Genomic DNA, 26,678 nt, shown 5'->3' with positions numbered 1-26,678 from the left:
GTTTGTTATCTTCGTCTCGCATTCAGGCAACATAAGACGAGAACAATGAAAGGACGTTGGGCAAAATATCTTCTTGCGGGAGCAGTCGTCGCGATGCTCGCCGCGTGTTCCTCAAAACCCACCGATCGTGGGCAGCAGTATAAAGACGGGAAATTTACCCAGCCTTTCTCACTGGTGAACCAGCCTGATGCGGTTGGCGCACCAATCAATGCCGGTGATTTCGCCGAGCAGGTTAATCAAATTCGCAGCGCTTCGCCACGTTTGTACGGCAACCAGAGCAACGTTTACAACGCTATCCAGCAGTGGTTACGTGCAGGCGGTGATACGCGCAGTATGCGCCAGTTTGGTATTGATGCCTGGCAAATGGAAGGGGCGGACAACTACGGTAACGTCCAGTTTACCGGTTACTACACGCCGGTTATTCAGGCGCGCCATACGCGCCAGGGCGAGTTTCAGTATCCTATCTATCGCATGCCGCCAAAACGTGGGCGCTTACCAAGCCGTGCCGAGATTTACGCGGGTGCGCTGAGCGACAACTACATTCTGGCATACAGCAACTCCCTGATGGATAACTTCATTATGGATGTGCAGGGCAGTGGTTACATCGATTTTGGCGATGGCAGTCCGCTTAACTTCTTTAGCTATTCCGGGAAAAACGGCCACGCCTATCGCAGCATCGGTAAGGTGCTTATCGATCGTGGCGAAGTGAAAAAAGAAGATATGTCGATGCAGGCTATTCGCCATTGGGGTGAAACGCACAGCGAAGCCGAAGTGCGTGAGCTGTTGGAGCAGAACCCATCGTTTGTCTTCTTTAAACCGCAATCTTTTGCACCGGTCAAAGGGGCCAGCGCGGTACCGTTGATTGGCCGCGCATCTGTGGCTTCTGACCGCAGTATCATTCCGGCGGGCACAACATTGCTGGCGGAAGTCCCGTTACTGGACAATAACGGCAAGTTTACCGGCCAGTACGAACTGCGCCTGATGGTGGCGTTAGATGTGGGTGGCGCTATTAAAGGGCAACACTTCGATATCTATCAGGGCATTGGTGCTGACGCCGGACACCGTGCGGGGTGGTATAATCACTACGGTCGCGTCTGGGTACTGAAAACAGCGCCGGGTACGGGTAACGTGTTCAGCGGTTAATAGCCGGATGGCGCTCGATATTAATGAATTTGAGGTGTTATGTCTGTGGTTATCAGTGATGCCTGGCGCCAGCGTTTTGGCGGTACGGCGCGTCTGTATGGCGAAAATGCGCTGCAGTTGTTTGCCCAATCGCACGTTTGTGTGGTCGGGATTGGCGGGGTAGGGTCGTGGGCGGCGGAAGCGCTGGCGCGTACCGGTATTGGTGCCATCACGCTCATCGATATGGATGATGTGTGCGTCACCAATACTAACCGCCAGATCCATGCTCTGCGCGATAACGTCGGCCAGGCAAAAGCTGAAGTGATGGCTGAACGTATCCGTCAGATTAACCCGGAGTGCCGGGTGAACGTGGTCGATGATTTTGTCACGCCGGATAATGTTGCTGAGTATATGAGTGCGGGTTATTCGTATGTCATTGATGCGATTGACAGCGTGCGCCCAAAAGCGGCACTGATCGCCTGGTGTCGGCGTAACAAAATTCCGCTGGTGACCACCGGTGGTGCGGGAGGGCAGATCGACCCGACGCAGATACAGGTCGTTGATTTGGCAAAAACTATCCAGGATCCGCTGGCAGCCAAGCTACGCGAGCGACTGAAAAGCGATTTTGGCGTGGTGAAAAACAGCAAAGGCAAGTTGGGCGTGGACTGTGTGTTCTCGACCGAAGCGCTGGTTTACCCGCAGGCAGATGGCTCGGTATGTGCGATGAAAGCGACGGCGGAAGGGCCGAAGCGAATGGATTGCGCATCCGGTTTTGGCGCGGCCACTATGGTGACCGCCACCTTTGGCTTTGTTGCCGTCTCACACGCGCTGAAGAAGATGATGGCGAAAGCGGCGCGCCAGAGTTGAGTGTGATGTGCCGGATAAGACGCGTTCGCGTCGCCATCCGGCAACCATCAAACCTGTCGGGCAGCCTCAAGAATCGCCTCGTTCAGAGCATGCAGCCCCTGGGTACGCGAGGCGCTGAGCTGCGCGCGTAAACCTAGCTCGTCAAATAATGCCATAGGCGAATGCGCCAGTAACTCGGCTGCAGTTTTACCTTCGACCGCCGTGAGTAATACCGCCAGCAGCCCGCGTACAATGCGACCTTCGCTGTCGCCGAAGAAATGCAAAGTACCATTCTCATGAAGGGTATGCCCCAGCCAAACGCGGTTTTCGCAGCCCGCGATCTCTTTGGCCTGCGCCTTTAGCGAATCCGGAAGCGCTGGCAACTGCTTACCCAGCAGAATCAGCTGGCGATATTTATCTTCCCACTGGGTGAGCGAGGTAAAGGTATTGCGTAACGTCTCTTCCGTTACGGTTGTGCCAAACGGGTGTCCGGCGAACAGAGGGCTTGTCATTAATCCACCAATATTTCCAGCGCGCGGTCAACGGCTGCGACCAACGCATCTACATCACTTTGCGTATTATAAGGTGCAAATGAGGCGCGTAGCGTCCCGGATACGCCCAGTTCTGCCAGCAGCGGTTGCGCACAGTGTTGTCCTGCACGCAGCGCAATGCCATATTCGGCCAGCAGCGTCACCATGTCGCTGTGATGAACGCCTGCGAAATCAAAGGCTAACAGACTGGAGTCCTGGCAGCGGAAGGAGCGAAAGCCGGGGCGTTTCGCCAGCGCATCTTCTGCCAGCGTCGCCAGACCCCGGCTCCAGTTTTCGGCCTGCACCACGTCAACGTCCGCCAGCCATTCGAGCGCCGCGCTTAGCCCGATAACGCCAGCAACGTTAGGCGTACCGGCCTCCAGCTTCCATGGAGCAGCCTGGGGGGTGAAACCGTCAAAACTAACTTCGCTAATCATTTTACCGCCACCGAGCCAGGGAGACATGGCATCCAGCAGTTCCGGTTTACCGTACAGCACGCCAATGCCGGTGGGGCCATACAGCTTGTGGCCCGAGAACGCATAGAAATCAATGTCTAATTGCTGTACGTCGGCGGGGAAATGGACAATCCCCTGTGCACCATCCACCATCACCACCATGCCAGCCGCATGGGCGAGCGTAATGGCGCGGGCCAAATCCGGGCAACCGCCGGTAACGTTCGACATCTGCCCAAGCGCCAGAATGCGACTGCGTGGAGTGATGAGTTGCGCGAGGCTTTCAACGTCTGGCAATAAATGGGCGTTAAGCGGCAGCCTGACGACCTTCGCCCCCGTTTGCTCCGCCACCATCAGCCAGGGCACGAGGTTGGCATGATGTTCTGCTGCGCTAACGATAATCTCATCACCCGGTTGTAAGCGCGGTCGCGCATAGCTTTGGGCAACCATGTTGATCGCTTCCGTCGTACCGCGGGTCCAGACGATTGTTTTGTCATCCGGCGCATTAATCAGGCTTGCGACTTTTTCCCGTGCGGCTTCATAGCGTGCGGTCAGGCGCTGTGCTTCGGCAAACTGGCTGCGGTGGACGTTCCCGGCGCTCAGGCTATAAAACTGATGGGTGGCCTCAATCACTGCCTGCGGCTTCAGTGCGGTAGCAGCGCTGTCGAGATAGACGCCAGCATCGTTGAGTGCGGGAAATTGCGCGCGAAACTGCGCGGGGTTAAAAGCGTTCATGGTATTCCTCAGTTCAGTAAACCGATCGTGGCGCAAAAAGGGCGCTGATACAAGGGGGGGGCTAACCATCGGAATACTCTGGATATCCTGGCAAAGTCCACGCAGTGTCTTATGCTATATACCGTTAGGCGAGCAATTTAGCCTGTTACGGAGTGTGTTTTTAATAGCATAAATCGCTTTAAGGAGAAAAAGATGAAAAAGACTGCCGCAATTATCTCTGCTTGTATGCTGACTTTTGCCCTGAGCGCCTGTTCTGGTTCGAATTACGTGATGCACACCAATGATGGTCGATCAATCGTATCTGATGGTAAGCCACAGACCGACAATGAAACGGGGATGATTTCGTATAAAGACGCTAACGGCAACAAACAGCAGATTAACCGTACCGATGTGAAAGAGATGGTAGAACTGGATAACTAACCGGTCGTCCATCGACAAAGAGTCGGACAAAAAAAAGCACCGCAATTTGGCGGTGCTACATTAATCACTATGGACAGACAGGGTAAATGTACAGGAAGTGAAAAAGGGTAGCTTTGCTACCATGGTCTGAATCGCAGACCAATTGCAAACACAACAACACAACATCACAACCGTAAGCCAAAAGCCCACCAGAACACGCATTCCGATAAAACTTTTCGTTCCGGCTTCAGGAAGTGCCGCCACTATAGGTATTTGCTGGTAGAACCTCAACGGACAATTTATAATGGCTCAGATAAAAAAAACTAATAGGTTACAACCTGTTGGTTAATTGTTAAATTCATTTAACATCAAAGCCTAAAAGTCATGTCAAAACGATTACCACCCCTAAATGCGTTGCGTGTTTTTGATGCTGCAGCGCGTCATTTGAGCTTTACTCGCGCAGCAGAAGAGCTTTTTGTGACGCAGGCCGCAGTAAGTCATCAAATCAAGTCACTTGAGGATTTCCTGGGGCTGAAGCTGTTTCGTCGACGCAATCGATCTTTGCTGTTAACGGAAGAAGGCCAAAGCTACTTTCTCGACATCAAAGAGATTTTTTCGCAATTAACCGACGCGACGCGTAAACTTCAGGCACGCAGTGCAAAAGGTGCGCTCACCGTGAGTTTATTGCCCAGTTTTGCAATCCAATGGATGGTTCCCAGACTCTCTAGCTTTAACTCAGCTTATCCGGGAATCGATGTCAGGATCCAGGCGGTGGACCGTCAGGAAGACAAACTGGCTGACGATGTTGATGTGGCGATTTTCTACGGACGTGGCAACTGGCCGGGTCTGCGCGTTGAAAAATTGTACGCAGAATATTTATTGCCGGTCTGCTCGCCGCTATTACTCACCGGTGATAAACCGCTAAAGACGCCCGAAGATCTGGCGAAACACACATTATTGCACGATGCGTCGCGCCGTGACTGGCAAGCCTATACGCGCCAGCTTGGCCTGAATCATATCAACGTACAGCAGGGACCCATCTTCAGCCATAGCGCCATGGTGCTCCAGGCTGCTATCCATGGACAGGGAATTGCGTTGGCTAATAACGTCATGGCGCAATCCGAAATAGAAGCCGGACGTCTGGTCTGTCCGTTTAATGATGTTCTGGTCAGCAAAAACGCATTTTATCTGGTTTGTCATGACAGTCAGGCAGAACTGGGTAAAATAGCCGCCTTCCGTCAGTGGATTCTGGCGAAAGCGGCCACGGAACAAGAAAAATTCCGCTTTCGTTATGAACAATAATTTACGTAGGGTATTCACATGACCAGCCGTTTTATGCTGATTTTTGCCGCCGTAAGTGGCTTTATCTTTGTGGCGTTGGGCGCCTTTGGGGCACATGTTCTGAGTAAAACCCTCGGTGTCGTTGAGATGGGGTGGATCCAGACTGGCCTCGAGTATCAGGCGTTCCATACGCTGGCTATATTTGGCCTGGCCGTCGCCATGCAGCGGCGCATTAGCATTTGGTTTTACTGGAGTAGCGTGTTTTTGGCATTAGGAACCGTGCTGTTTAGCGGCAGCCTGTATTGCCTCGCACTCTCGCATTTACGCCTGTGGGCGTTTGTTACCCCCGTCGGCGGTTTCAGCTTCCTTGTGGGCTGGGCGCTGATGTTAGTGGGCGCTATTCGATTGAAACGTAAGGGCGTTAGCCATGAATAAGGTTGTATTGTTGTGTCGCCCAGGTTTTGAAAAAGAGTGCGCCGCAGAAATTACAGATAAAGCAGGACGCCGGGAAATCTTCGGTTTTGCCCGCGTGAAAGACAATGCGGGTTACGTCATCTTCGAATGCTATCAGCAGGACGATGCCGAAAAGTTAGTGAAAGAGTTGCCGTTTAGCTCGCTGATCTTTGCCCGTCAAATGTTTGTGGTGGGTGAACTGCTGCAATATTTACCGCCGGAAGACCGCATTACGCCGATTGTCGGCATGTTGCAGGGCGTGGTGGAGAAAGGCGGCGATCTGCGCGTTGAAGTTGCTGATACCAATGAAAGCAAAGAGTTGGTTAAATTTTGCCGTAAATTTACCGTACCACTGCGCGCGGCGCTGCGGGAAGCGGGCGTGCTGGCAAAATATGAAACGCCAAAACGTCCGGTGGTTCATGTGTTCTTTATCGCACCTGGCTGCTGCTATACCGGCTATTCCTGGCCTGACAATAACTCCCCGTTCTACATGGGCATTCCGCGTCTGAAGTTCCCGGCCGATGCGCCGAGCCGTTCAACACTGAAGCTGGAAGAAGCGCTGCACGTGTTCATTCCTGCCGATGAGTGGGATGAACGTCTGGCTAACGGAATGTATGCGGTGGATTTAGGGGCATGCCCGGGCGGTTGGACCTATCAACTGGTTAAACGCAACATGTGGGTTTACTCCGTGGATAATGGTCCGATGGCGCAAAGCCTGATGGATACCGGACAAGTTACCTGGCTGCGCGAAGACGGATTTAAGTACCGGCCAAATCGCAATAACATTTCGTGGATGGTTTGCGACATGGTGGAAAAGCCCGCGAAGGTTGCCGCCCTGATGGCGCAGTGGCTGGTCAGCGGCTGGTGTCGTGAGACTATCTTCAACCTCAAGCTGCCGATGAAAAAACGCTACGAAGAGGTGTCGCAAAACCTGGCTTATATTCAGGCACAGCTTGACGAGCATGGCGTAAATGCCCAGATTCAGGCGCGTCAGCTGTATCATGACCGTGAAGAAGTCACCGTGCACGTCCGTCGCCTGTGGGCTGCTGTTGGTGGTCGTCGCGACGAGCGATAAGGTAAAATTGCAGGCCGGATGAAGGCGTAAATGCCTCATCCGGCCTGCATTGTTTCAATCAGCGGCGTATCTGAAATAATATGCGTCACATCATCCAGATGCCCAATCCGGGCCTCCCCCGAACGATTAAATTTACTTTTATCGATCAGCAATAATGACTGCGCTGCGCGTTTAAGCAGAATGGACTTGAAGTCGGCATTGGTCGCGTTAGAGTCCCAGAGTGCGCCGTCGCTGTCGATCCCTACGCAGGAAAAAATAAACAGATCGATCTCGAGTGGTTTGAGCTGCGAGATGAGCGAGGGGTTAACATAGCAACCGTATTTACGCTCAAGGCGACCGCCGGAGCTGATGAGCTGAAGGTGTTCGCGTTTAGCCAATTCCTGGCAAATGGGTTGGCTGTTGGTAAAGACGTGAATGTTGATGTCCGGTAACTGTCGCGCCAGGTACCAGCACGTTGAGCTGGCGTCCAGGGCTATCACCATACCTTCTTCGATCCATGCCAGCGCTTCGCGGGCAATATTCGCTTTGTGGGCATAGTGGCTTTTGAGTCGCATATGAAACGGGTCGCCGCTGTCCTGATTTTCCCGATGAATCACTTTGGCCCGCCCGTGATTGCGCAGCACTTTTCCCTGGGCTTGTAGCTCGCTGAGATCGCGGCGGATGGTCTCTTTGCTGACCTTAAGTTGCAAAGCAAGGGTTTCGGTTGTCAGATTTTTGTGGTTGGTAAGCAGATCTACGATCGCCTGCTGGCGCGCCGCTTTCATGTTCTGATCCTCATCTTATGATGAATGCCCGTAGCTGACGGGCATTCAGACCAGAGATTACGGGGTTACTCCTTTTTTTAATAGAATATTCCCGTACTTTGCCCGCTCTCCTGTGATAACGATCGCAAACGCCTGTTGCGCGCGTTCATAGAAGGCATAGCGGTCAATACGCGTGATGTCCGGGCAGGGGGTTTGCAGTGAAAGCGCCTGACGATAGCGGGCCTCGACGTCAGGATCGAGGGCATCGCCTTCAACAGCCGCCATCATCACCAGCGGTGGGGCATAGCTGTCCAGTTCAAAGAGCGGAATAATCGCCTGTAGAAGGTCGCTGACCAATAGACCGTCGGCGCGGATAACCTGCGGTCCCATGCTGTGGGCCGGGAAGTGGGCATCGGAAAATATAATCTCATCGCCGTGCCCCATTTCAGCCAGTACCTTCAGCAGGTCGGGCGAAATTAAGGGAGATATTGTTTTGAGCATGTTACTCAACTCCTGTTAGTTCGGATTCGGTTTGCGGATAGAAGTAACGGTACTGGTAGCGTACCTGCCCGCGTGCCTGTTCCGGTGAGGCAAATTCCCCAATGCCCGACCACGCAAACATTGCGGCACCTGCCACGGTGGTTTCGGCGTCATCCAGCACTTTGACAGGTATCCCGAGAACATTCGCTTTGATCTGATTCCACAACGCGTTGCGGCTTCCCCCACCAACCAATAGCAGTTCAGTGGCCTGGAAATGACCGATTTTTTCCAGCGTATGGAGGTTTCGCTGCAGCTGTTCTGTCAGTCCTTCCAGCGCGGCGCGATAAAAGTGCCCACGGGTGGTATTGAGCGTAACCCCTTGCCAGCCCGCATTCTGACAGGTCAGCAGGTCGCAGTGCATCTTCACGCCTTCGGCGCCTGCCGGGATGGCCCTGGCTTCGTCAATCAGCGTCTGCCAGGGGGTGTCGGCAGTCCACAGCAGCTTACGCACCCACTCGAGTACACCGGAAGCCAGCCACTGCATGCCGGGGTTATTCAGTCCAGCCTGGCTATCCAGCTCACAAGTGGAACCCGCATATTGGCTGAGCTGGGAGGTATCCACCTGCGCACTGCGCACCATCAGAATTTCCCATGTGCCGGAAGAGAGCACCGGTTCATCTGGTTGGGCTCCAGCGCCAAATAGCGCAAACTGCGTGTCGTGTCCGGCAGAGATGACCGGAATTCCCGCCGTAAGCCCGAGCAGGCTGGCAGCCTCTGGTTGCAAAGCCCCAATCTGTTCGCCTGCTTCAACCAGGCGCGGGAACAGACGGCGCGGTATGCCCGTAGCCTGCAAAATGTCATGACTAAAATCGCGCTGCCGGATGTCCAGCAGCTGACTGGTGCCCGCCATGGTGATATCTGTAGTGAACTCGCCGGTTAAACGGTGGTTGATAAGCGACGAGATAAACAACCAGGCGTGCGCCTGCTCCAGAAATTGCGGATGGTTTTCTTTCAGCCACACCAATTTATACAGCGTGTTGAAACTAAATGCGCCGACGCCGGAAATTTCCTGCAATTGCTGCGGTGATATGTAGCGGTGAATATTCTCCATCACCGCTGCGGTGCGTGGGCATTTCCAGCTAATCACCGGATACAGCTGCTTGCCGTTCTTATCAACCAGCGCGCCGTCTACGCCAAAAGTGGTGACGGCGATCCCGCGGACATGGCAGGCGGCCAGTTGCGTGCAGAGGCGCTGACAGCAATCGGCGAAGCGTTGCAGAATGGCCTCCAGCGACCATTGATGCCAGGTACTGTTTTCTGTTGCGATGTCACTGGCGTTCGGGGTTGCTGCGCGGGCGACAATCTTTCCCTGTCGGTCAACGGCGATAGCCCGCACGTTGGTCGCGCCACAGTCGAGAACCAGGATAACGTCTTGTTTCATATTCGCTCCCCAAACGTAGCCGGATGGCGCAGCGCTTACCCGGCTTACAAAATTCACCGCGCAGGCCCGGTAAGCTTGCGCCACCGGGCCAGAGTCGCATTAACGCTTATACAGCGGGCCGTAGTTCTGGCAGGCGCGATAATCCTGGCCTTCCATATCCATACCATGGGCTGCCCAGGCTGAAGGGCGGTAAATTTTTTCGTCTTCCACGTTGTGCATACAAACCGGGATACGCAGCATGGCGGCGAGCGTAATAAAGTCCGCGCCCACGTGACCTATCGTCAGTACGCCGTGGTTTGCGCCCCAGTTAGCCATGACGGAATAGACATCGCTGAACGGGCCTTTACCGGTTAAGCGCGGGGCAAACCAGGTGGTTGGCCAGGTGGAGTTGGTGCGCGCATCAAGCTGGTCGTGCATCTCTTTCGGCAATTCCACGCTCCAGCCTTCCGCGATTTGCAGCACCGGGCCCAGGCCTTTGATGATGTTGATGCGGGTCATGGTGAACGGCACGCCGCCCTCGGTCAGGAAGCGAGAAGAATAGCCGCCGCCGCGGAAGTATTCGTGAATAGCCGGACACCATTCGGTAGCCGCCAGGCAATCATCCGCCTCTTTCTGTGAGATTTCCCAGTGCGGCTTCATGGTCGGTTTCCCTTCGCCGTCGCGCTGTTTGCAGGAGCCATCCAGCGCTGCCGAGCCGGAGTTAATCAGGTGAATAATACCGTGCTCAGCAAGGCCGGTTAGTGGTTTACCCGTGACGCGTTCAACCGCCTCTGGCGACCAGTAGGTGCGCACATCGGCAAAGACCTGCGCTGTGCCGGTGAGTTGATGACCAAACAGCATCGCCACGCCGTTCAGGCTGTCGTTTTCGGTGGCGACAACGAACGGTTCGCGAATGCCGTTCCAGTCAAAGGAGCTGTTGAGCAGTGCTTCGGCGGTATCGCCATTCGGGTATTGATCGGTCCAGTGACGCTGGCCCTGGAAGCCTGCGGCAATCGCGTTGTACCCCAGCGACTCTTCAACCCGACCTTTGTCTGCCAGTTTCTGGTTACCCTGCATCATGTCGCGAATGCACATGGCCATCAGCAGGCTCTCTTTCAGCACCGCACGGCTCTGCTCTGCGTTACGCTTATATTGTTGTGCGTTCTGATCTTCACCGTAGCGGAAGTTTTTATCCGCCCACGCCAGCGCCATTTCCAGCTCGGCTTCGTCATAGATTTTTTGGTCGATGCGACGACGCAGTTCGGTCATATCAACGGGTTGAACCTTCATTCCCAGCCAGGATTCAAAGAAGTTATGATCGACAATCGAGCCGGCAATGCCCATTGAAACGCCGCCTACGGACAGGTAGCTTTTGCCTTTCATACCGGCAACTGCCAGGCCCGCGCGGGCAAAGCGCAGCAATTTTTCTTCGACATCGGCAGGGATCGTGGTGTCGCCGGCATCCTGTACGTCATGGCCGTAAATAGAGAAGGCGGGAAGTCCTTTTTGATTATGCGCAGCCAATGCTGCGGCCAGATAAACTGCGCCGGGACGTTCTGTTCCGTTAAAGCCCCAGATAGCTTTCGGGCGCATCGGATCCATGTCGATGGTTTCGCTACCGTAGCACCAGCATGGGGTAACAGTAATCGTCACGCCTACGTTCAGGCTGCTGAATTTTTCTTCACAGGCGGCAGATTCAGCCATCCCGGCAATGCAAGTGTCGGCAATCACACATTCAATTTGTGCGCCACTGGCGTGACGAAGTTTCTCTGTGATCAGCGCAGCAGTGGCTTTGGCCATATTCATGGTTTGCTCTTCGAGCGATTCACGAACACCCATACGGCGCCCATCAATCACCGGACGAATTCCAATTTTCGGTAAGCTATTTTTGTTCATTCGAGGTTCCTCATCTCACTTTATGCCGTGCTGCAAAAGCGGATGTTGAACACCACCGTCGCAGTTGGCTGAATAACCCATTTTTGCTAACTCGAGTTAGCTTAGGTATTAGAGAGTTTTTTGCACAACTTTTTTGTTGTGGAACTGTGAGAGGCTTCACGAGAAGTGGTTAAAATTCGATCTGCGTCAAATAAACCAGGACGGGTATTTTCAATAAATCCTTTTTAAATTAATCGGTTGTAATAAATTGTCTGTTCAGCGTCACAGTTTTAAACCAAATGATTTGGCTATTTTGAGTAGCTAAAATAGCTTTAAAAGGCACTTCGCTAACTCGAGTTAGCATAATTGATAAAACGCATATGAACTTATAGGTAGTATTCGCATTAACGGTGACGATGGCTCCCTGGCAACGTTTTGCGCCTGATTCACTGATTGCAGTTTCTGTATATTGAGGAAAGCAGCAATGTCTGAAACATTTTTACAGATGAGTCATATTACGAAACGTTTTCCCGGCGTATTAGCGTTGAGTAATGTGGATTTTGCTTTACGCAAAGGAGAGGTTCATGCGCTGCTGGGTGAGAATGGCGCAGGAAAGTCTACGTTGATGAAGATTTTATCCGGTGTTTATCAGCCTGATGAAGGGGATATTATTTTTGAGGGACAACCTGTTACTTTTGCGAATCCGTTGAGTGCACAAAACGCAGGTATCACCATCATTCACCAGGAGTTTAACCTTTTCCCTGAACTCACGGTGGAAGAAAATATATTTATTGGCAGGGAGTTTTGCAAAAATAATCGCTGGCGTCTGGATGATAAACAACAGCGACAGGCAGCTATCGATATTTTGCAAAAATTAAACCTGAATATCTCTCCAGAAACGCTGGTGGCCGATCTGACCGTCGCGCAACAACAAATGGTTGAGATTGCTAAAGCGATATCGGTGAATGCCAAGATTCTTATTATGGATGAACCGACGGCAGCGCTGACCGAAACGGAAATTGACAGCTTATTTCAGGTAACTCGTTTGCTGAAAGAACAGGGAACGGGCATTGTTTATATCTCGCACAGATTAGAGGAACTGGCGCTGATCGCCGATCGCGCGACGGTGATGCGGGATGGTCAGTTTATTGCCACTGTGGATTATGATGCGGTTAAAATTAGCGATCTGATTGCCATGATGGTTGGGCGCGATCTTGGCAATATCTATCCCCGCCGCGAACCTTTGGCTCAACGCAAACCGGTGTTGGAAGTAAGCGGTCTGACGCGCAATGGCGTATTGAACAATATTGATTTCACTCTGTATCAGGGCGAAATTTTGGGCTTCGCCGGTCTGATGGGGGCAGGACGTACTGAGCTGGCGCGGGCAATTTTTGGTGCGGATCCCATTGATGGCGGAACCCTCAAGCTGAACGGTAACGTGACGGTAATTAAAGATATTCCTGATGCTATCAAACAGGGTATCAGCTATTTAACCGAGGACAGGAAAAAAGAGGGGCTGGCATTAGGACTGTCCGTTGAGCGCAATATTATGTTGGGCAATTATCCTGAGTATTCCGATCGTTATGGCAACGTGGACAGCAAACGTTGTCAGAAAACCAGCGAAGAACAGGTGAAAGCCCTACGCATTAAAACACCACATTTAGAACAGGCTGCTCTGAATTTAAGTGGTGGTAATCAGCAGAAAATTATTATTGCCAGATGGGTGTGTAAAGACACCGATATTCTCATCTTTGATGAACCCACTCGCGGTATTGATGTGGGTGCCAAACTTGAGATTTATGAATTAATGAATCGACTGGTGGCCAAAGGGAAGTCAATTATCATGATCTCCTCTGAATTACCGGAAGTGCTGGGTATGTGCGATCGCATTTTAGTGATGCGTAATGGACGTATTACCGGGGAGTTAGCTTCTGATGACGCCACACAAGAAAAAATCATGCAATATGCGACGTTAGAGGACTAATTTATGACTATCTCTGTAACCTCTTCAGACAGCAATAATAAGAAAATAAAAATTAACAAAGAACTTTTAATGCGCCTTGCGCCGCTTTTGAGTCTGATTATTTTAGTAATATTTTTTAGCTTTGGTTCGCCATTTTTCTTTAACACTGAAAACATCATGACAATCGCTCTGCAAACTTCAGTGATTGGCATTATGGCGATTGGCGTTACCTTCGTCATTATCACGTCAGGAATCGACCTTTCTCTTGGCTCGGTGGTGGCCTTTTCGGGTGTTGCGGTGGGCATCAGCGCCACGCTGGGATTGCCTCTGCCCGTATGTATTCTGGCCGGGGTGCTGGCCGGTGGATTATGCGGCTATATCAATGGTCTGCTGGTCACCAAAATGACTATCCCACCTTTTATCGCCACGCTGGGCCTGATGATGTCCGTCAGAGGCATCAATATGGTGATGACAGATGGTCGTGCGATTTATTTCGCTGATTACCCCACCTTCAAAATGCTGGCCCAGGGACGTTTGTTCGATGTGTTGCCTTATCCCGTTTTTTACCTGGTGGTGGTGGCGCTAATCGCCGCCTACATCCTGAAGAAAACGGTGATTGGTCGCTATGTTTACGCTGTGGGTAGCAATGAGGTGGCCGCACACCTATCCGGAATTAAAGTTCAACGCGTCAAAATTTTCGTCTACGCCTTTTGCGGTCTGCTGACCGGGATCGCCGGCGTTATTCTGGCCTCACGTTTGAACTCTGGTCAGCCAACGGTTGGCGTGGGTTATGAACTGGAAGCCATCGCGGCGGTTGTTATTGGCGGTACGAGCCTGATGGGGGGAATTGGCACCATCGGCGGGACTATCATCGGCGCATTCATTATGAGCGTGTTGAAAAACGGTCTGAACCTGATGGGGGTTTCCCAGTTCTGGCAAATGGTGGCCATGGGCGTGGTGGTCATTGCTGCGGTTTATCTCGATACATTACGCAAAAAAATTCGTTGATTTACGCTCCCGGAAGTCACGGGGCATCATAACCCTGACGTTTAGGGTGACTCACTCAGAACGGAGTAAAACAATGAGAACCAGGAATTTTGTCTATGCGTTATCCCTGCTGGCCTGTATGACATCCAGCGTATTGGCTAAAGATATGAACCTTCCGGTGGTCAGTAAAGGTTTCCAGCATGAATTCTGGCAAACCGTAAAAATGGGGACGGAAGCGGCAGCAAAAGAGTCGGGTGATAAAACCAGCTATGTCGGCCCGGCGGATGAAACTCAGATTGCCGAGCAGATTCAGCTAGTTGAAAACGCGATGGCGCAAAAACCCAATGGGCTATTGCTGGCAGCGTTAGATGCCAATGCGCTGGCGCCATTAGTTGAGACCGCAAATTCACGCGGCATTAAAGTTGTGACGTTTGACTCCGGTGTGAATTCCGATATCCCAGTGAGCTTTGTCGCCACGAATAACCGTAAAGCCGGTGCTGAAGCGGCGGATGCACTGGCAGCGGAAGTGGGCAGCAAAGGTAAAGTGGGCATTATTGCGCACGTAGCGGGGACCTCCTCAGCGATTGAGCGTTCGGAAGGGTTTATTGCCCGCATGAAGGAGAAATACCCGGAAATCCAGGTGCTACCGGTCCAGTACAGCGATGGCGATCCGCAAAAAGCGATGGATAAAACCATCGATATGATCCAGGCCAACCCTGATATTGCAGGGATTTATGGCACCAATGAAGGCTCAACGCTGGGCGTAGCAAACGCCATTGATAGTCAAAACCTGAAAGGCAAAGTGAAAGTGATTGGTTTTGATAGCACCGAGGCAATCATTGCTTTCCTGAAGTCTGGGGTCATTCAGGGCTTTGTCGTGCAGGACGCTTATCAGATTGGCTACCAGGGTATCAAGACACTAAATGCAGCGGTATCGGGTCAGTCTGTACCGAAAGAAATTGATATTCCGGTTAAATTCGTTAATGCGAAGAACATTGACACCCCGGAAATTGACAAGCTGTTACACCCATTCGGTAAAAAATAACACCGTTGGGGCGAAGTGCTCGCCCCATCATTCGCCAGCGTCAGGGAGTTACTATGGGCAGTGGATATTTCCTCGGTGTGGATGTCGGTTCCGCCAGCGTCAGGGCTGGTGTCTTTGATGCCAGTGGCAAACGGCTGGCTTTTGCGACATATGCCATCTCGCAGTTTCGACCCGGTCCTGAGCGGGTTGAGCAGTCATCTGCAGAAATCTGGCAGCAGGTTTGCCATGCAGTGAAGGAGGCGGTGTCGTCATCCGGGGTTCGCATTGAGGAGATTCGCGCATTGGGATTTGATGCCACCTGTTCATTGGTGGCACTGGATGAGCAGGGGCGGGGTCTGGCAGTTTCACCAGGCGAACCATCAGACCATAACATCATCATGTGGATGGATCATCGTGCGGCGCAGGAGACGCAACGTATAAACGCCACGCAGGATCCGGCTTTGCGCTACGTTGGCGGTGAAGTCAGCGTCGAAATGGAGCTTCCTAAAGTACTGTGGTTGAAAAACCATTTTCCAGCCACCTGGCAGAGTGCGTATCGCTTCTACGATCTGGCGGACTTTCTGGTCTCTAAAGCTACCGCCTGTGATGTTGCTGGTCTGTGCACGCTGACGTGTAAATGGAACTATCTGGCACATGAACAACGCTTTAGCCACTCTTTGCTTGACGCTGTTGAGCTAACGGATTTGTTGGGCAAAATCCCGTCGCGGATCCTGCCGCCAGGCGCTGCCGTTGGAACGCTTAGCACCGATGCGGCCCAGGCGCTGGGGCTGACGACTGCAGTGGTCGTCGCCAGCGGAATGATTGATGCCCATGCGGGCGGAGTAGCGCTTGCTGGTGTTGAGCCTGAGGGGACGTTGGCGTTGATCAGCGGAACGTCAAATTGCCATATGCTGTGCAGCGAGCAGGAAATTCATACACCTGGTGTATGGGGGCCGTACTGGTCAGCCATGCTGCCAGGCTACTGGCTGACAGAAGGGGGGCAAAGTGCCGCTGGGGCGTTAGTCGACTGGACGCTTCAGGAGTCAGGAGCCAGCGCGGCGCTATTTCACAAGGCTGAGGCGCGGGGTTGCCATCCCATCGTTTTAGTTAATGAATGGGTTGCCGCACTTGAGGCGCAGGAGTCAGAGCCTGGTCGTTATTTGCATGTGCTGGCCGATCACCACGGCAATCGTTCACCGCGCGCGCGACCCGATGCCCGGGGGAGTGTTTGCGGTTTGACTCTTGAGCGAGGCGAGATGCAGGTTGCTCGTCTGTACCTGGCGACATTACAGGCGATCGCCTGCGGTACGCGGCATATTATGGAAGTGATGCGCGAAAACGGTCACACCATTTCCCGACTGACGCTGTGCGGCGGCGCAACGCATAATCCACTGTGGTTGCGAGAATATGCCGATGCCACCAGATGCGATATTCATCTGATGCAGGAAGAGGATGCGGTGACGTTAGGGGCGGCCATCACCGGCGCGGTTGCCTGCGGCGCGTGGGAAAATATTCCATCTGCATGCCAGGCGATGGTTCGATCAGGCGAGGTGATTAAGGCTAACCCGGCACGGCGCAACTTCTATGACCGCAAATATCAGGCTTATCTGATGATGTGGGATCAGCAGCAGGCGATTAACCAACTTATGCAGTAAGACAAAAGTTTAAAATACTTTTATGATTGTAGATTGACGTTTTTGGATGTGAACTGGGGCATATAAATGGCTAAAACAGTAGAACAGATAGCCAGCGATCTGAATTTATCGGTTACGACCGTACGACTGGTGCTGAACGGGAAAGCAGAGCAATATCGAATCAGTGTCAAAACCCAAACGCGTATTAATGAATATGTCGAGCGCTATGGTTACGTCATTAACCATTCAGCACGTAGCCTGAAATTGAATAAAACGGATACGTTGGGATTGATTGTGCCCAATATTTCCAACGTGTTTTTTGCCACACTCGCAGAAAAACTTGAGCAACGCTGTCGTCGTTCCGGTTATCAGCTAACGATTAGCTGTACCTATGACGATGTTGATTACGAAAATAAACTGACCAAAGCGTTAATAGCTCGCAATGTCGATGGCCTTTTTATTGTTCCCTCAACATTAGAGAATCAGCAGCACCATTTACGTCAGGTCAGAAAACCGATGGTGTTACTTGACCGTGATTTTAAGTATACCGATAACGCTCTGGTAGAAAGCCATAACATTTTGGGCGGCGAAAAATTGACGCAAAGTTTGTTTGACGCTGGAAAGTCGCCGATCTGGTTTTTGGTGGGAGATACCGGATTACCCAGCATCGGCGACCGTTTACAAGGTTATCTTAATGCATTGAACAATAATGGTATTTTGCATAGCGATTGGGTGCGCGAAGGTCCGGACAACACGCCCGAGGGGGGTTATCGACTGATGGATGAGTTGATCGGCGAACAGGGCTGCCCACAGGCATTTATCGCCTCATCATTACCCGTACTGGAGGGGGCCATTAACGCTATTCGTAATCGTTTTGGCACAATTCCACCTGAAATTAATATTGGGACATTCGATGAACACCCAATGCTGGGATTCCTCGCCAATAATGTCTGGTCAATGCAGCAGGATGAAAATGTTTGGGCGGAAAAAGCGTTCGATATGATGATGAGTGCTATTGATGACCAGCCAATTAAAGAAACTGTAAAAGTTGAGATGAAACTTATTAAGCGCGTAAGACAACCTTAATACGCCGCTATAAATAAATCGGCCTACTGAACCTGAATATATATGTTCAGTGGCTGCCTGTATCTGAAACCTGACCCGTCTTACTCTGCGGCTGCATTTTTCGCAATAAAGACGAGGGGAAACTGTACCCGGAGAATCATTATGGAAAGAATGCGTTTGTCGCGAGAAATCATTGAAACCTGCCTTGAAATGACCAGCCTTGGATTGAATCAGGGGACGGCGGGAAATGTGAGTGCGCGTTATGAAAATGGGATGCTGATCACGCCCAGCGGTATTCCTTACGAAAGACTTACTGAAAATATGATCGTGTATGTAGATAACGACGGGAAATATGATAAAGGACAATTACCCTCCAGTGAATGGCGTTTTCACCTGGCGGCATACCAGACGCGTCCCGATGCCAATGCGGTTGTCCATAACCATGCCGTACATTGCACGGCCGTTTCTATTCTTAATCGCCCTATCCCGGCAATTCACTACATGATTGCGGCGGCTGGGGGGAACTCTATTCCGTGTGCGCCTTATGCGACGTTTGGTACACGAGAGCTGTCAGAGCATGTGAGCGTCGCCCTGAAAAACCGTAAGGCAACGCTTTTACAGCACCATGGGTTGATTGCTTGTGAAGCGAATTTGGAAAAAGCACTGTGGTTGGCGCATGAAGTGGAAGTTCTGGCCCGCCTTTATCTGAGCACGCTGGCGATTGTTGACCCGGTGCCGGTGCTGGATGACGAGGAGATCGCCATTGTGCTGGAGAAATTCAAATCTTACGGATTACGCATTGAAGAGTAATTTCGCATAGCGAAAAGGAGAAATACGATGGCGAACAGAATGATTCTGAACGAAACGGCATGGTTTGGCCGGGGAGCTGTTGGTGCATTAACCGATGAAGTCATCCGTCGTGGTTATCGCAAGGCGTTGATTGTGACTGATAAAAATCTGGTGCAGTGCGGCGTTGTCGATAAGGTGACTTCCCGAATGGATGCTGCTGGTCTGGCATGGGAAATCTATTCAGGCGTTATTCCTAACCCAACCATTGCGGTAGTGCAGGAAGGGTTGGGTGTCTTTCAGCAAAGCGGCGCAGACTATCTGATCGCCATCGGCGGAGGCTCCCCTCAGGATACCTGTAAAGCGATTGGCATTATCAATAATAACCCTGAGTTTGCGGATGTACGCAGCCTTGAAGGGTTATCGCCAACGCGCAACCCGAGCGTGCCGGTTATGGCTATCCCCACCACCGCGGGAACGGCAGCGGAAGTGACCATTAACTACGTGATCACTGACGAAGAAAATCGGCGTAAGTTTGTTTGTGTCGACCCCCATGACATCCCACAGGTAGCGTTCATTGATGCTGACATGATGGATGGCATGCCAGCGGCGCTAAAAGCCGCCACCGGAGTGGATGCCCTGACCCATGCTATTGAGGGGTACATTACGCGGGCGGCGTGGGCGCTTACCGATGCGCTGCACATTAAAGCCATTGAAATGATAGCCGGGGCATTACGTGGTTCCGTTGCGGGCGATACCCAGGCCGGGGAAGCGATGGCGCTGGGCCAGTACGTGGCCGGGATGGGCTTTTCCAACGTTGGTCTGGGATTAGTGCATGGAATGGCACACCCGTTAGGTGCGTTTTATAACACGCCGCACGGCGTAGCAAATGCCATTTTGCTGCCGCACGTGATGCGCTATAACGCCGAATTCACCGGGGAAAAATTCCGCGATATCGCCCGGGTGATGGGAGTTAAGGTTGAAGGACTGACGCTGGCTGAGGCACGTAAAGCGGCAGTGGATGCCGTCTTCGCCCTTAACCGCGATGTAGGGATCCCACTGCATTTACGCGATGTTGGCGTACGTAAAGAGGATATTCCTGCGCTGGCGCAGGCGGCATTGGACGATGTTTGTACCGGGGGAAATCCGCGTGAAGCGAACCTTGGAGATATCGTTGAGCTGTACCACACCGCCTGGTAATTTTTCAGCGTGACGGCGTGAAAGCCTTATCCGGCCTACCGGGGTGTTCGACGTGTAGGCCAGATAAGCACAGCGCCATTCGGCAACAGACCTATCGCACCAACCGTAATTGCTGCAGGTTTCCGTCGATATGTAAGTCCGTTTGCAGCCGTGCGATATCGCGACACAGAAACGCCATCTCCTGGTGCATCTCTAGTTTCTTGCGCCACTTGTCCGGTACTTCATCAAGATGCGCGTAAATGCCTTCCAGATGTTGAAACTGTACGAGCAGCTGCGTGGCGCTTTTGGGACCAATACCTGCAACCCCCGGTACTTTCGAACTGCTGATCCCGGCCAGTCCCCAGTAATCAGGCAACTGCTGCGGCAGCACGCCAAACTCTTTCTCAATAAACGGTGCATCCAGCCAGCGCTTCTGGAAGTAGTCACGAATACGCAGCGTCGGGGAGAGCAACTGACAATAGCCTTTATCGGTTGAGACGATGGTAGCCTGATGTCCCGCCTGGCTCACTTTAACCGCCAGGGTTGCGGCTAAATCATCGGCTTCATTCCCGCTGGAGACCCAACAGCAGACGCCGCGCTGTTCAAAAGCGGCGCGTAAGGCGGGCATTTCCTGGTGCAATTCATCAGGCATCGGGGGGCGACCTGCTTTGTAGTCAGGCAACCGTTGGTGACGCCAGCCGCTGTTGCGCGCTTCATCATCGAATACCGCCACGGCGTGCGTAGGCTGACTGTGCACAATCAGCTGATCGAGCGCGTGCTGGCACGTCTCTACGCAGGGTGAGCCCTGTACGGCGTGAATGCGGCGGATAAGGTTCAGTGCATCGACAATGAGCAGGTGGACGGCCACGGTGTTCTCCCTAACAAATAAGTTTGTAGGGTAACATTCACGGAGAGGGGAGGCGAGTGTTGCGAAATAGCGTTATCCGTAGACCGGATGGCGGCGAGCGCCTCATCCGGCCTACAGATCCTGAAACGTGGTGGGACTTAATCGCAGGTGACAATCTTCATCGCCAGACCGCCGCGAGATGTTTCACGGTATTTGGCGTTCATGTCTTTACCGGTTTCGTACATGGTCTCGATGACTTTATCAAGGCACACGCGCGGTTCGCTGGTACGGCGCAGCGCCATACGTGCGGCGTTCACTGCTTTAACCGAAGCAATGGCGTTACGCTCAATGCACGGTACCTGCACCTGGCCGGCAACCGGATCGCAGGTCAGACCCAGGTTATGTTCCATACCGATTTCCGCCGCGATGCACACCTGCATTGGGCTACCGCCCAGCAGTTCAGCCAGACCGGCCGCAGCCATGGAGCAGGCAACGCCGACTTCACCCTGACAGCCCACTTCGGCGCCAGAGATAGAGGCGTTCATCTTGTACAGTGAACCAATGGCGCTCGCGACCAGCATGTAGCGTGCCAGCGAGTTAGCGTTCACTTCGCGGATAAACTTGTCGTAGTACGCCAGCACGGCAGGAACAATCCCGCATGCGCCATTAGTTGGCGCCGTAACCACGCGTCCACCGGCAGCGTTTTCTTCGTTCACGGCCAGCGCGAACATGTTGATCCAGTCAACAACCGCCATCGGATCAGTGGTGGTTTTGTCGCTGCTGACCAGCATACGACGCAGCGCCGCTGCGCGACGTGGAACGCGCAGTTTGCCCGGCAATACACCTTCGGTGGTGATGCCGCGCTCAATCCCGCTGCGCATGACGTCCCAGACGTTGGCGAAGTGTTGTTCCAGCTCTTCTTTGCTGTGCAGCGCCAGTTCGTTTTGCATCATCAGACCGGAAAGTGACAGGCCGGTTTCCTGGCAATGACGTTGCAAATCAGCCGCAGATTTATACGGATACGGCACGTTTACCGGAGAGTTGTTCGGTAAACCAAAATGTTCTTCATCAACGATGAATCCACCGCCAATGGAATAGTAAGTCTGGCTGTAAATGGCTTTTTCGCCCGCCAGTGCGGTAATACGCATCCCGTTTTCGTGCAGGGACAGATTGTCCGCATGGAAATTCATGCACTTGTCGACCGGGAACTCGACCTCATGTTGACCGTCCGCCAGCAGCAAACGTCCATGAGTATTCACATCCTGGATAAAGGCCGGGATGGCATCAATGTCTACGGTATCCGGCAGATTACCCGCCAGGCCCATAATAATCGCGATGTCGGTATGGTGACCTTTCCCCGTCAGAGACAAGGAGCCATAGACATCAACCACTACGCGGGTTACGTCAGTGAGAATTCCGCGTGCAATCAGGTCATCCGTGAATTGTTTGCCTGCTTTCATCGGGCCAACAGTGTGGGAGCTGGAAGGGCCAATGCCGATTTTGAAAATATCGAATACGCTAATCATGAGGCGTCCATTGTGTATCGAGGTGCGCCGCCCCGAGGAGCGGCGCAGGGGAATTAACTGAACAGAGAGTAGAAAATAGCGGAGATAGCGATCAGGCCCATAATCACAACGAAGACGTTGCTGATATGGCCGCTGTATTTACGCATTGCCGGTACTTTCTGAATTGCATACATCGGCATCAGGAACAGAATCATCGCGATGATAGGGCCACCCAGGGTTTCAATCATACCGAGGATACTTGGGTTCAGCGTCGCCACAATCCAGGTGGTTACCAGCATGAACAGCGCAGTGATTTTGTTCAGTTTGTTGATTTCGATGGTTTTGCCTTTGCCGCGCAGAGACTTAATCACCATACCGTTGAAACCTTCACGTGCGCCCAGGTAGTGGCCGAGGAAGGATTTGGTGATAGCGATAATCGCGATGATCGGTGCCATCCAGGCAATGATCGGCGCGTTAAAGTGGTTTGCCAGGTAAGACAGGATAGAGATGTTCTGCTCTTTCGCTGCGGCCAGATCCGCTGGGGTCAGGCTAAATACGCAGCTGAAGACGAAGAACATAACGGTCAGCACCATCATGATGTGAGCGAATGCCAGAATCTTAGAGCATTTCTTCTCAGCTTCATCACCGTATTCTTCACGCTTCGCCACGGCGAAGGAGGAGATGATTGGTGAGTGGTTGAAGGAGAATACCATTACCGGAATTGCCAGCCACAGGGTCAACAGCAGTCCGTTGCCGGTGGTTGCTGCAGAGTCAAAGGACAGGGTTTCCAGAACGGCACCGCTCCACTGAGGGATCAGGTACAGCGCCAGCAGCATCAGGGCGGCAACAAACGGGAATACCAGGATGCTCATCGCCTTCACGATCATCTGCTCACCGAAACGCACGATGGTCATCATGCCGACAATCAGGATCAGAGACAGGATTGCGCGCGGCGGCGGCGTAATTGCCAACTGGTGGGTCAGGAAGCTTTCGACGGTGTTGGTGATTGCTACGCTGTAGACCAACAGAATTGGGTAGATAGCGAAGAAGTAGAGCAGGGTAATCAGTTTTCCTGCGCCTACACCAAAGTGTTCTTCTACAACTTCAGTAATGTCTTCACCCGGATTTTTACCGGACAGCACGAAGCGAGTCAGGCCGCGGTGTGCAAAGAAGGTCATTGGGAAAGCAAGGATCGCCATGATGATCAGCGGAATCATACCGCCTACGCCTGCGTTAATCGGCAGGAACAATACACCCGCGCCAATCGCCGTGCCGTAAAGGCCCAGCATCCACATGGTATCTGTCTTGCGCCATGCGCTGCGGGTCTGGCCCGTAACGATAGTGCTGGTTTGAGTGTTTTCCATCTATTTCTCCTGGAGGAAGCTTAAAAAGTCGGGTTTGGGATCAATCCAATGAGAAAATACCCGACTGTAAATCGAAATTCGTTGAGCGATTTTTTATATAATTTTTCGCCGTAATAATTTGCGGGCGGAAAGATACATTTTAGTAATGAATGTATCAGTGATCGCGATCCCAAATGCAATAATCCACCTTTTATGTGGATAAATTTGGACCATTAATCTGTTAAAAAATAGTCAAAGCGAATTTACGGGCGCGAAGGCTAACATTAACGACATATATCATGAAAGCGAAGGCGCGAAGATACGAGCGTTACGCTGTAAAAACTGTTGTTTTTAGAGGATTTTGGCGACTAATAATAATTTCCTAAGATAAATCACGGTTGGGATTTAAAGGTAATCGTTTGCGTAGCGCGCTATTTTTAATGAAACATCATCGGTATTTATATGATCGTCTGAGCTATGTGACTGGTATCACTAAAAAAAGCCGGGAGGCTGATGCGCCAAACCCGGCTTTGATATGGACAAAACTGTCACCGCGATAGCGTCTGCTGGCGGCTGTTGGAGGTTAGGCGCAAATCTCGTAGCAAGGGATATACGCGGAGCCTGGTAACTTCATACGATGCTGTGCAACAAAGCCCTGCAGGAGATCGTCCATGCGGCGCATCATTTCGCGGTCACCGTGGATTTTGTAGGGGCCAAACTCTTCAATGGCGCGGATCCCGACTTCCTTCACGTTACCGGCTACAATCCCCGAGAACGCACGGCGCAGGTCTGCCGCCAGTACTTCCACAGGTTGGTCCGGGTACAGCTTCAGGTTAGCCATGTTTTCATGGGACGGCTCGAACGGCATCTGCAAATCAGGCGCAATACGAATCGACCAGTTAAAGCTGTAGGCATCACCGGTGTCACGGCGGTTCTCTTTCACCAGCGGCATCGCTTTTTTCATCAGACGAGCCACTTCTGCTGCATCGTCTATGATAATGCGATAGTGGCGACGCGCATCTTCCCCCAGCGTGTGCACGATAAATTCGTCCAGCACGCGGAAGTAATCGGCGCTCTCTTTTGGTCCAGTCAGGATCAGCGGTAAAACCTGATCTTTGTTGGCCGGGTTCATCAGGATCCCCAGCAGATACAGCAGTTCTTCTGCTGTCCCTACGCCGCCTGGGAAGATGATTATACCGTGGGCGATACGCACGAATGCTTCCAGACGTTTTTCAATGTCCGGCATGATGATCAGTTCATTAACCAGCGGGTTAGGCGGCTCAGCGGCAATGATTGACGGTTCGGTCATACCGATAAAGCGGCTGTCTTTGTATCGTTGCTGAGCGTGACCGACCGCAGCGCCTTTCATTGGCGCTTCCATCGCCCCCGGACCACAGCCGGTACAGATGTTCAGTTCGCGCAGGCCCAACTGGGTACCAACGCGACGGGCGTACAGGTACTCGTTTTCGTTGATTGAGTGACCCCCCCAGCAGACGACCATGTTTGGCGCTTCACCCACGTGTAGCGCCCGGGCATTGCGCAGGATCGAGAATACCAGGTTGGTAATATGCACCGAGCTTTCAAGATCCAGATGCTGAAAGCGACCGGCGTTATGGATCTGGCCATTGACGAACAGAATGTCGCGCAGCACGGCAAACAGGTTGGCCTGCAGTGCGCGAATAATGCGTCCATCAACAAACGCATCTTCAGGCGGGTTGATCAGTTCCAGCTTTACGCCCCGTTCGCGGCGCAGCACGTTAATGTCGAAACTTTCAAAGCGTGACAGCAGCTCTTTGCTGTTGTCGGTCAAACTGCCGGAGTTCAGAACGGCAAGCGAACAGTTACGAAACAGTTGATACAGGTCGCTGCTGGCCGTGCGTTTAAGCATATCGACTTCCAGCTGCGACAACATGTCCATTGAGCCAAGCGGGCTAATATGTGTAATCAAGTAAACTCCTTATGGGACGCAACACGTCATTCCCTGTTGATTACAATAGCCCTGGCTTATGACCTTTCACAACCTTGCGCGCGGAATCCGGCACGCAAAATTGAGAAAAAAGATTACTGACGTACCAGACGCCCCGTTGCTGGGGTGAAATCGGTGTTGGTACGCCATGGGTTAATGTCCAGGCCGCCACGTCGCGTGTAGCGCGCGTAAACGCTCAGTTTCTCCGGCTGGCAGAAGCGCAGAATGTCATTGAAAATGCGTTCCACGCACTGCTCGTGAAACTCATTATGGTGACGGAAGGAGACCAGATAACGCAGCAGCTTCTCGCGATCGATTTTTCGTCCGCGATACTGAATCTGTATGGAGCCCCAGTCCGGCTGGTGGGTGATCAAGCAGTTAGACTTCAGCAGATGGCTGACCAGCGTCTCTTCCACCGCTTTTTCACCGCCAACGGCATTTTCCAGATACTCTGTGCTGAACTGGTAGTTATCGATGACGATATCCTGATTGTCGATACAGGTGCCGTTAAAGTGGGCTATCGGTTGTCCTTCCAGTTCGTCAAGACGGTACAGCGCTACGCTGACATCGCCCTGAGCACAAGCGCGCAGATCGTTTTCCAGCGTCTGGCGTACCGCATCCCAGGAATCAAAACGCGTCTGGTTAAAACTGTTCAGGTAAAGCTTAAAGCTTTTCGATTCGATCAGATTTACGCTGGTATAATCCAGTTCTACATGACCGACCGCTACCTGCGGTAAACCGTTGGCATTCAGCCAAGACAGTTCATATAGCGTCCAGATATCGGCACCGTGAAAAGGCAGATTATCGGCCTGTAAATCCAGCGGGTCGCGGTTCAGGCTGCGTGGAACGCCCTGCAGCAGGCTGGCATCGTAATTGTCACGGTAATCTGTTGATTTACCAAGAGTCAGGCCGTCAAGCGCCTGATGATTTTCATAAGAGGACATGTTTCACCGTCATAAACCAGATAC

Annotated in this window: 24 protein-coding genes; 13 read left to right on the top strand and 11 right to left on the bottom strand. The window is 52.4% G+C overall.

All coding sequences use genetic code 11. The features are described 5' to 3' along the window. Positions 1-45: 45 nt before the first annotated feature. A complete protein-coding gene (gene mltA / locus OGV52_RS16155) occupies positions 46-1,143 on the top strand; it encodes a murein transglycosylase A (RefSeq protein ID WP_019077597.1) in 1,098 nt (365 codons plus the stop codon). 39 nt (positions 1,144-1,182) lie between these two features. Then, on the top strand, positions 1,183-1,989 hold the full coding sequence (tcdA, locus tag OGV52_RS16150) for a tRNA cyclic N6-threonylcarbamoyladenosine(37) synthase TcdA (protein WP_200051883.1): 807 nt from the start codon (positions 1,183-1,185) through the stop codon (positions 1,987-1,989). Positions 1,990-2,036: 47 nt separating this feature from the next. Here the strand turns inward: tcdA and csdE are convergent, their stop codons facing one another. Together csdE and csdA are read right to left on the bottom strand one after the other, a co-directional pair. Further along, on the bottom strand, positions 2,037-2,480 hold the full coding sequence (csdE, locus tag OGV52_RS16145) for a cysteine desulfurase sulfur acceptor subunit CsdE (RefSeq protein WP_047357912.1): 444 nt from the start codon (positions 2,478-2,480) through the stop codon (positions 2,037-2,039). After that, a complete protein-coding gene (gene csdA, locus OGV52_RS16140; RefSeq protein ID WP_101700181.1) occupies positions 2,480-3,685 on the bottom strand; it encodes a cysteine desulfurase CsdA in 1,206 nt (401 codons plus the stop codon). Before csdA ends, csdE begins: the two co-directional genes overlap by 1 nt. 192 nt (positions 3,686-3,877) lie before the next feature. Here csdA and OGV52_RS16135 point away from each other — a divergent pair, with 192 nt between their 5' ends. The 4 genes from OGV52_RS16135 to rlmM all read left to right on the top strand — a co-directional run bounded on the left by OGV52_RS16135 (position 3,878) and on the right by rlmM (position 6,893). Then, positions 3,878-4,105, top strand: a complete 228-nt coding sequence (locus OGV52_RS16135; RefSeq protein WP_016154261.1) for a YgdI/YgdR family lipoprotein — start codon at positions 3,878-3,880, stop codon at positions 4,103-4,105. A gap of 363 nt (positions 4,106-4,468) precedes the next feature. Beyond that, positions 4,469-5,386 carry a glycine cleavage system transcriptional regulator GcvA gene (gcvA, locus tag OGV52_RS16130; RefSeq protein ID WP_016154260.1) on the top strand — a complete coding sequence of 306 codons (918 nt, stop codon included), beginning with the start codon at positions 4,469-4,471 and terminating at the stop codon, positions 5,384-5,386. An 18-nt stretch (positions 5,387-5,404) separates the two neighbouring features. Further along, a complete protein-coding gene (locus tag OGV52_RS16125; protein WP_003034037.1) occupies positions 5,405-5,800 on the top strand; it encodes a DUF423 domain-containing protein in 396 nt (131 codons plus the stop codon). Further along, the gene (gene rlmM / locus OGV52_RS16120; protein WP_047499372.1) at positions 5,793-6,893 is read left to right on the top strand and encodes a 23S rRNA (cytidine(2498)-2'-O)-methyltransferase RlmM; all 1,101 of its coding nucleotides are present in this window, start codon (positions 5,793-5,795) and stop codon (positions 6,891-6,893) included. Before OGV52_RS16125 ends, rlmM begins: the two co-directional genes overlap by 8 nt. 35 nt (positions 6,894-6,928) lie before the next feature. On the opposite strand, the gene fucR is transcribed toward rlmM, so the two are convergent. The 4 genes from fucR to fucI form a co-directional block, all read right to left on the bottom strand. Then, positions 6,929-7,657, bottom strand: a complete 729-nt coding sequence (fucR, locus tag OGV52_RS16115) for an L-fucose operon activator (protein ID WP_094760837.1) — start codon at positions 7,655-7,657, stop codon at positions 6,929-6,931. Between the two features lie 57 nt (positions 7,658-7,714). Further along, positions 7,715-8,137, bottom strand: a complete 423-nt coding sequence (gene fucU, locus OGV52_RS16110) for an L-fucose mutarotase (protein WP_019077593.1) — start codon at positions 8,135-8,137, stop codon at positions 7,715-7,717. A gap of 1 nt (position 8,138) precedes the next feature. Next, positions 8,139-9,557 (bottom strand): L-fuculokinase, encoded by a 1,419-nt coding sequence (fucK, locus tag OGV52_RS16105; RefSeq protein WP_275395279.1) that lies wholly within the window; start codon positions 9,555-9,557, stop codon positions 8,139-8,141. A 99-nt stretch (positions 9,558-9,656) separates the two neighbouring features. Beyond that, a complete protein-coding gene (gene fucI, locus OGV52_RS16100; protein WP_287108781.1) occupies positions 9,657-11,432 on the bottom strand; it encodes an L-fucose isomerase in 1,776 nt (591 codons plus the stop codon). Positions 11,433-11,895: 463 nt separating this feature from the next. Between fucI and OGV52_RS16095 the strand changes: the two genes are divergently transcribed. The 7 genes from OGV52_RS16095 (at position 11,896) to fucO (ending at position 20,070) form a co-directional block, all read left to right on the top strand. After that, positions 11,896-13,395 (top strand): sugar ABC transporter ATP-binding protein, encoded by a 1,500-nt coding sequence (locus OGV52_RS16095; protein ID WP_103766720.1) that lies wholly within the window; start codon positions 11,896-11,898, stop codon positions 13,393-13,395. 3 nt (positions 13,396-13,398) lie between these two features. Then, positions 13,399-14,382 (top strand): ABC transporter permease, encoded by a 984-nt coding sequence (locus OGV52_RS16090; RefSeq protein WP_003034055.1) that lies wholly within the window; start codon positions 13,399-13,401, stop codon positions 14,380-14,382. A gap of 73 nt (positions 14,383-14,455) precedes the next feature. Next, positions 14,456-15,406, top strand: coding sequence for an ABC transporter substrate-binding protein (locus tag OGV52_RS16085; RefSeq protein ID WP_016157361.1), 951 nt, complete (start codon positions 14,456-14,458; stop codon positions 15,404-15,406). Positions 15,407-15,459: 53 nt separating this feature from the next. Then, positions 15,460-17,040, top strand: coding sequence for an FGGY-family carbohydrate kinase (locus OGV52_RS16080; protein WP_287108779.1), 1,581 nt, complete (start codon positions 15,460-15,462; stop codon positions 17,038-17,040). A 66-nt stretch (positions 17,041-17,106) separates the two neighbouring features. After that, positions 17,107-18,105: a LacI family DNA-binding transcriptional regulator gene (locus OGV52_RS16075; RefSeq protein WP_016154251.1), complete on the top strand. Its 999-nt coding sequence runs from the start codon at positions 17,107-17,109 to the stop codon at positions 18,103-18,105. A gap of 141 nt (positions 18,106-18,246) precedes the next feature. Continuing rightward, entirely contained in the window at positions 18,247-18,894 is a 648-nt protein-coding gene (fucA, locus tag OGV52_RS16070; protein WP_003034062.1) for an L-fuculose-phosphate aldolase, read from the top strand. A gap of 27 nt (positions 18,895-18,921) precedes the next feature. Then, the gene (gene fucO / locus OGV52_RS16065) at positions 18,922-20,070 is read left to right on the top strand and encodes a lactaldehyde reductase (protein WP_016154250.1); all 1,149 of its coding nucleotides are present in this window, start codon (positions 18,922-18,924) and stop codon (positions 20,068-20,070) included. Between the two features lie 91 nt (positions 20,071-20,161). Here the strand turns inward: fucO and xni are convergent, their stop codons facing one another. The 5 genes from xni to queF all read right to left on the bottom strand — a co-directional run bounded on the left by xni (position 20,162) and on the right by queF (position 26,654). After that, positions 20,162-20,917 (bottom strand): flap endonuclease Xni, encoded by a 756-nt coding sequence (gene xni, locus OGV52_RS16060; protein WP_016154249.1) that lies wholly within the window; start codon positions 20,915-20,917, stop codon positions 20,162-20,164. A gap of 137 nt (positions 20,918-21,054) precedes the next feature. Next, the gene (locus tag OGV52_RS16055; protein ID WP_016154248.1) at positions 21,055-22,422 is read right to left on the bottom strand and encodes an L-serine ammonia-lyase; all 1,368 of its coding nucleotides are present in this window, start codon (positions 22,420-22,422) and stop codon (positions 21,055-21,057) included. Positions 22,423-22,475: 53 nt separating this feature from the next. Next, a complete protein-coding gene (locus OGV52_RS16050) occupies positions 22,476-23,765 on the bottom strand; it encodes an HAAAP family serine/threonine permease (protein ID WP_016154247.1) in 1,290 nt (429 codons plus the stop codon). A 562-nt stretch (positions 23,766-24,327) separates the two neighbouring features. Beyond that, positions 24,328-25,692, bottom strand: a complete 1,365-nt coding sequence (ppnN, locus tag OGV52_RS16045) for a nucleotide 5'-monophosphate nucleosidase PpnN (RefSeq protein ID WP_003840366.1) — start codon at positions 25,690-25,692, stop codon at positions 24,328-24,330. A 113-nt stretch (positions 25,693-25,805) separates the two neighbouring features. Then, entirely contained in the window at positions 25,806-26,654 is an 849-nt protein-coding gene (gene queF / locus OGV52_RS16040; RefSeq protein ID WP_016154246.1) for an NADPH-dependent 7-cyano-7-deazaguanine reductase QueF, read from the bottom strand. Positions 26,655-26,678: the final 24 nt, after the last annotated feature.

Origin of the sequence: Citrobacter sp. Cb041, assembly GCF_030336655.1 — a bacterium.
Classification (GTDB): domain Bacteria; phylum Pseudomonadota; class Gammaproteobacteria; order Enterobacterales; family Enterobacteriaceae; genus Citrobacter; species Citrobacter braakii.
The sequence above is the reverse complement of the archived record's forward strand: the minus strand, read 5'-3'. Positions and strand labels throughout refer to the sequence as shown.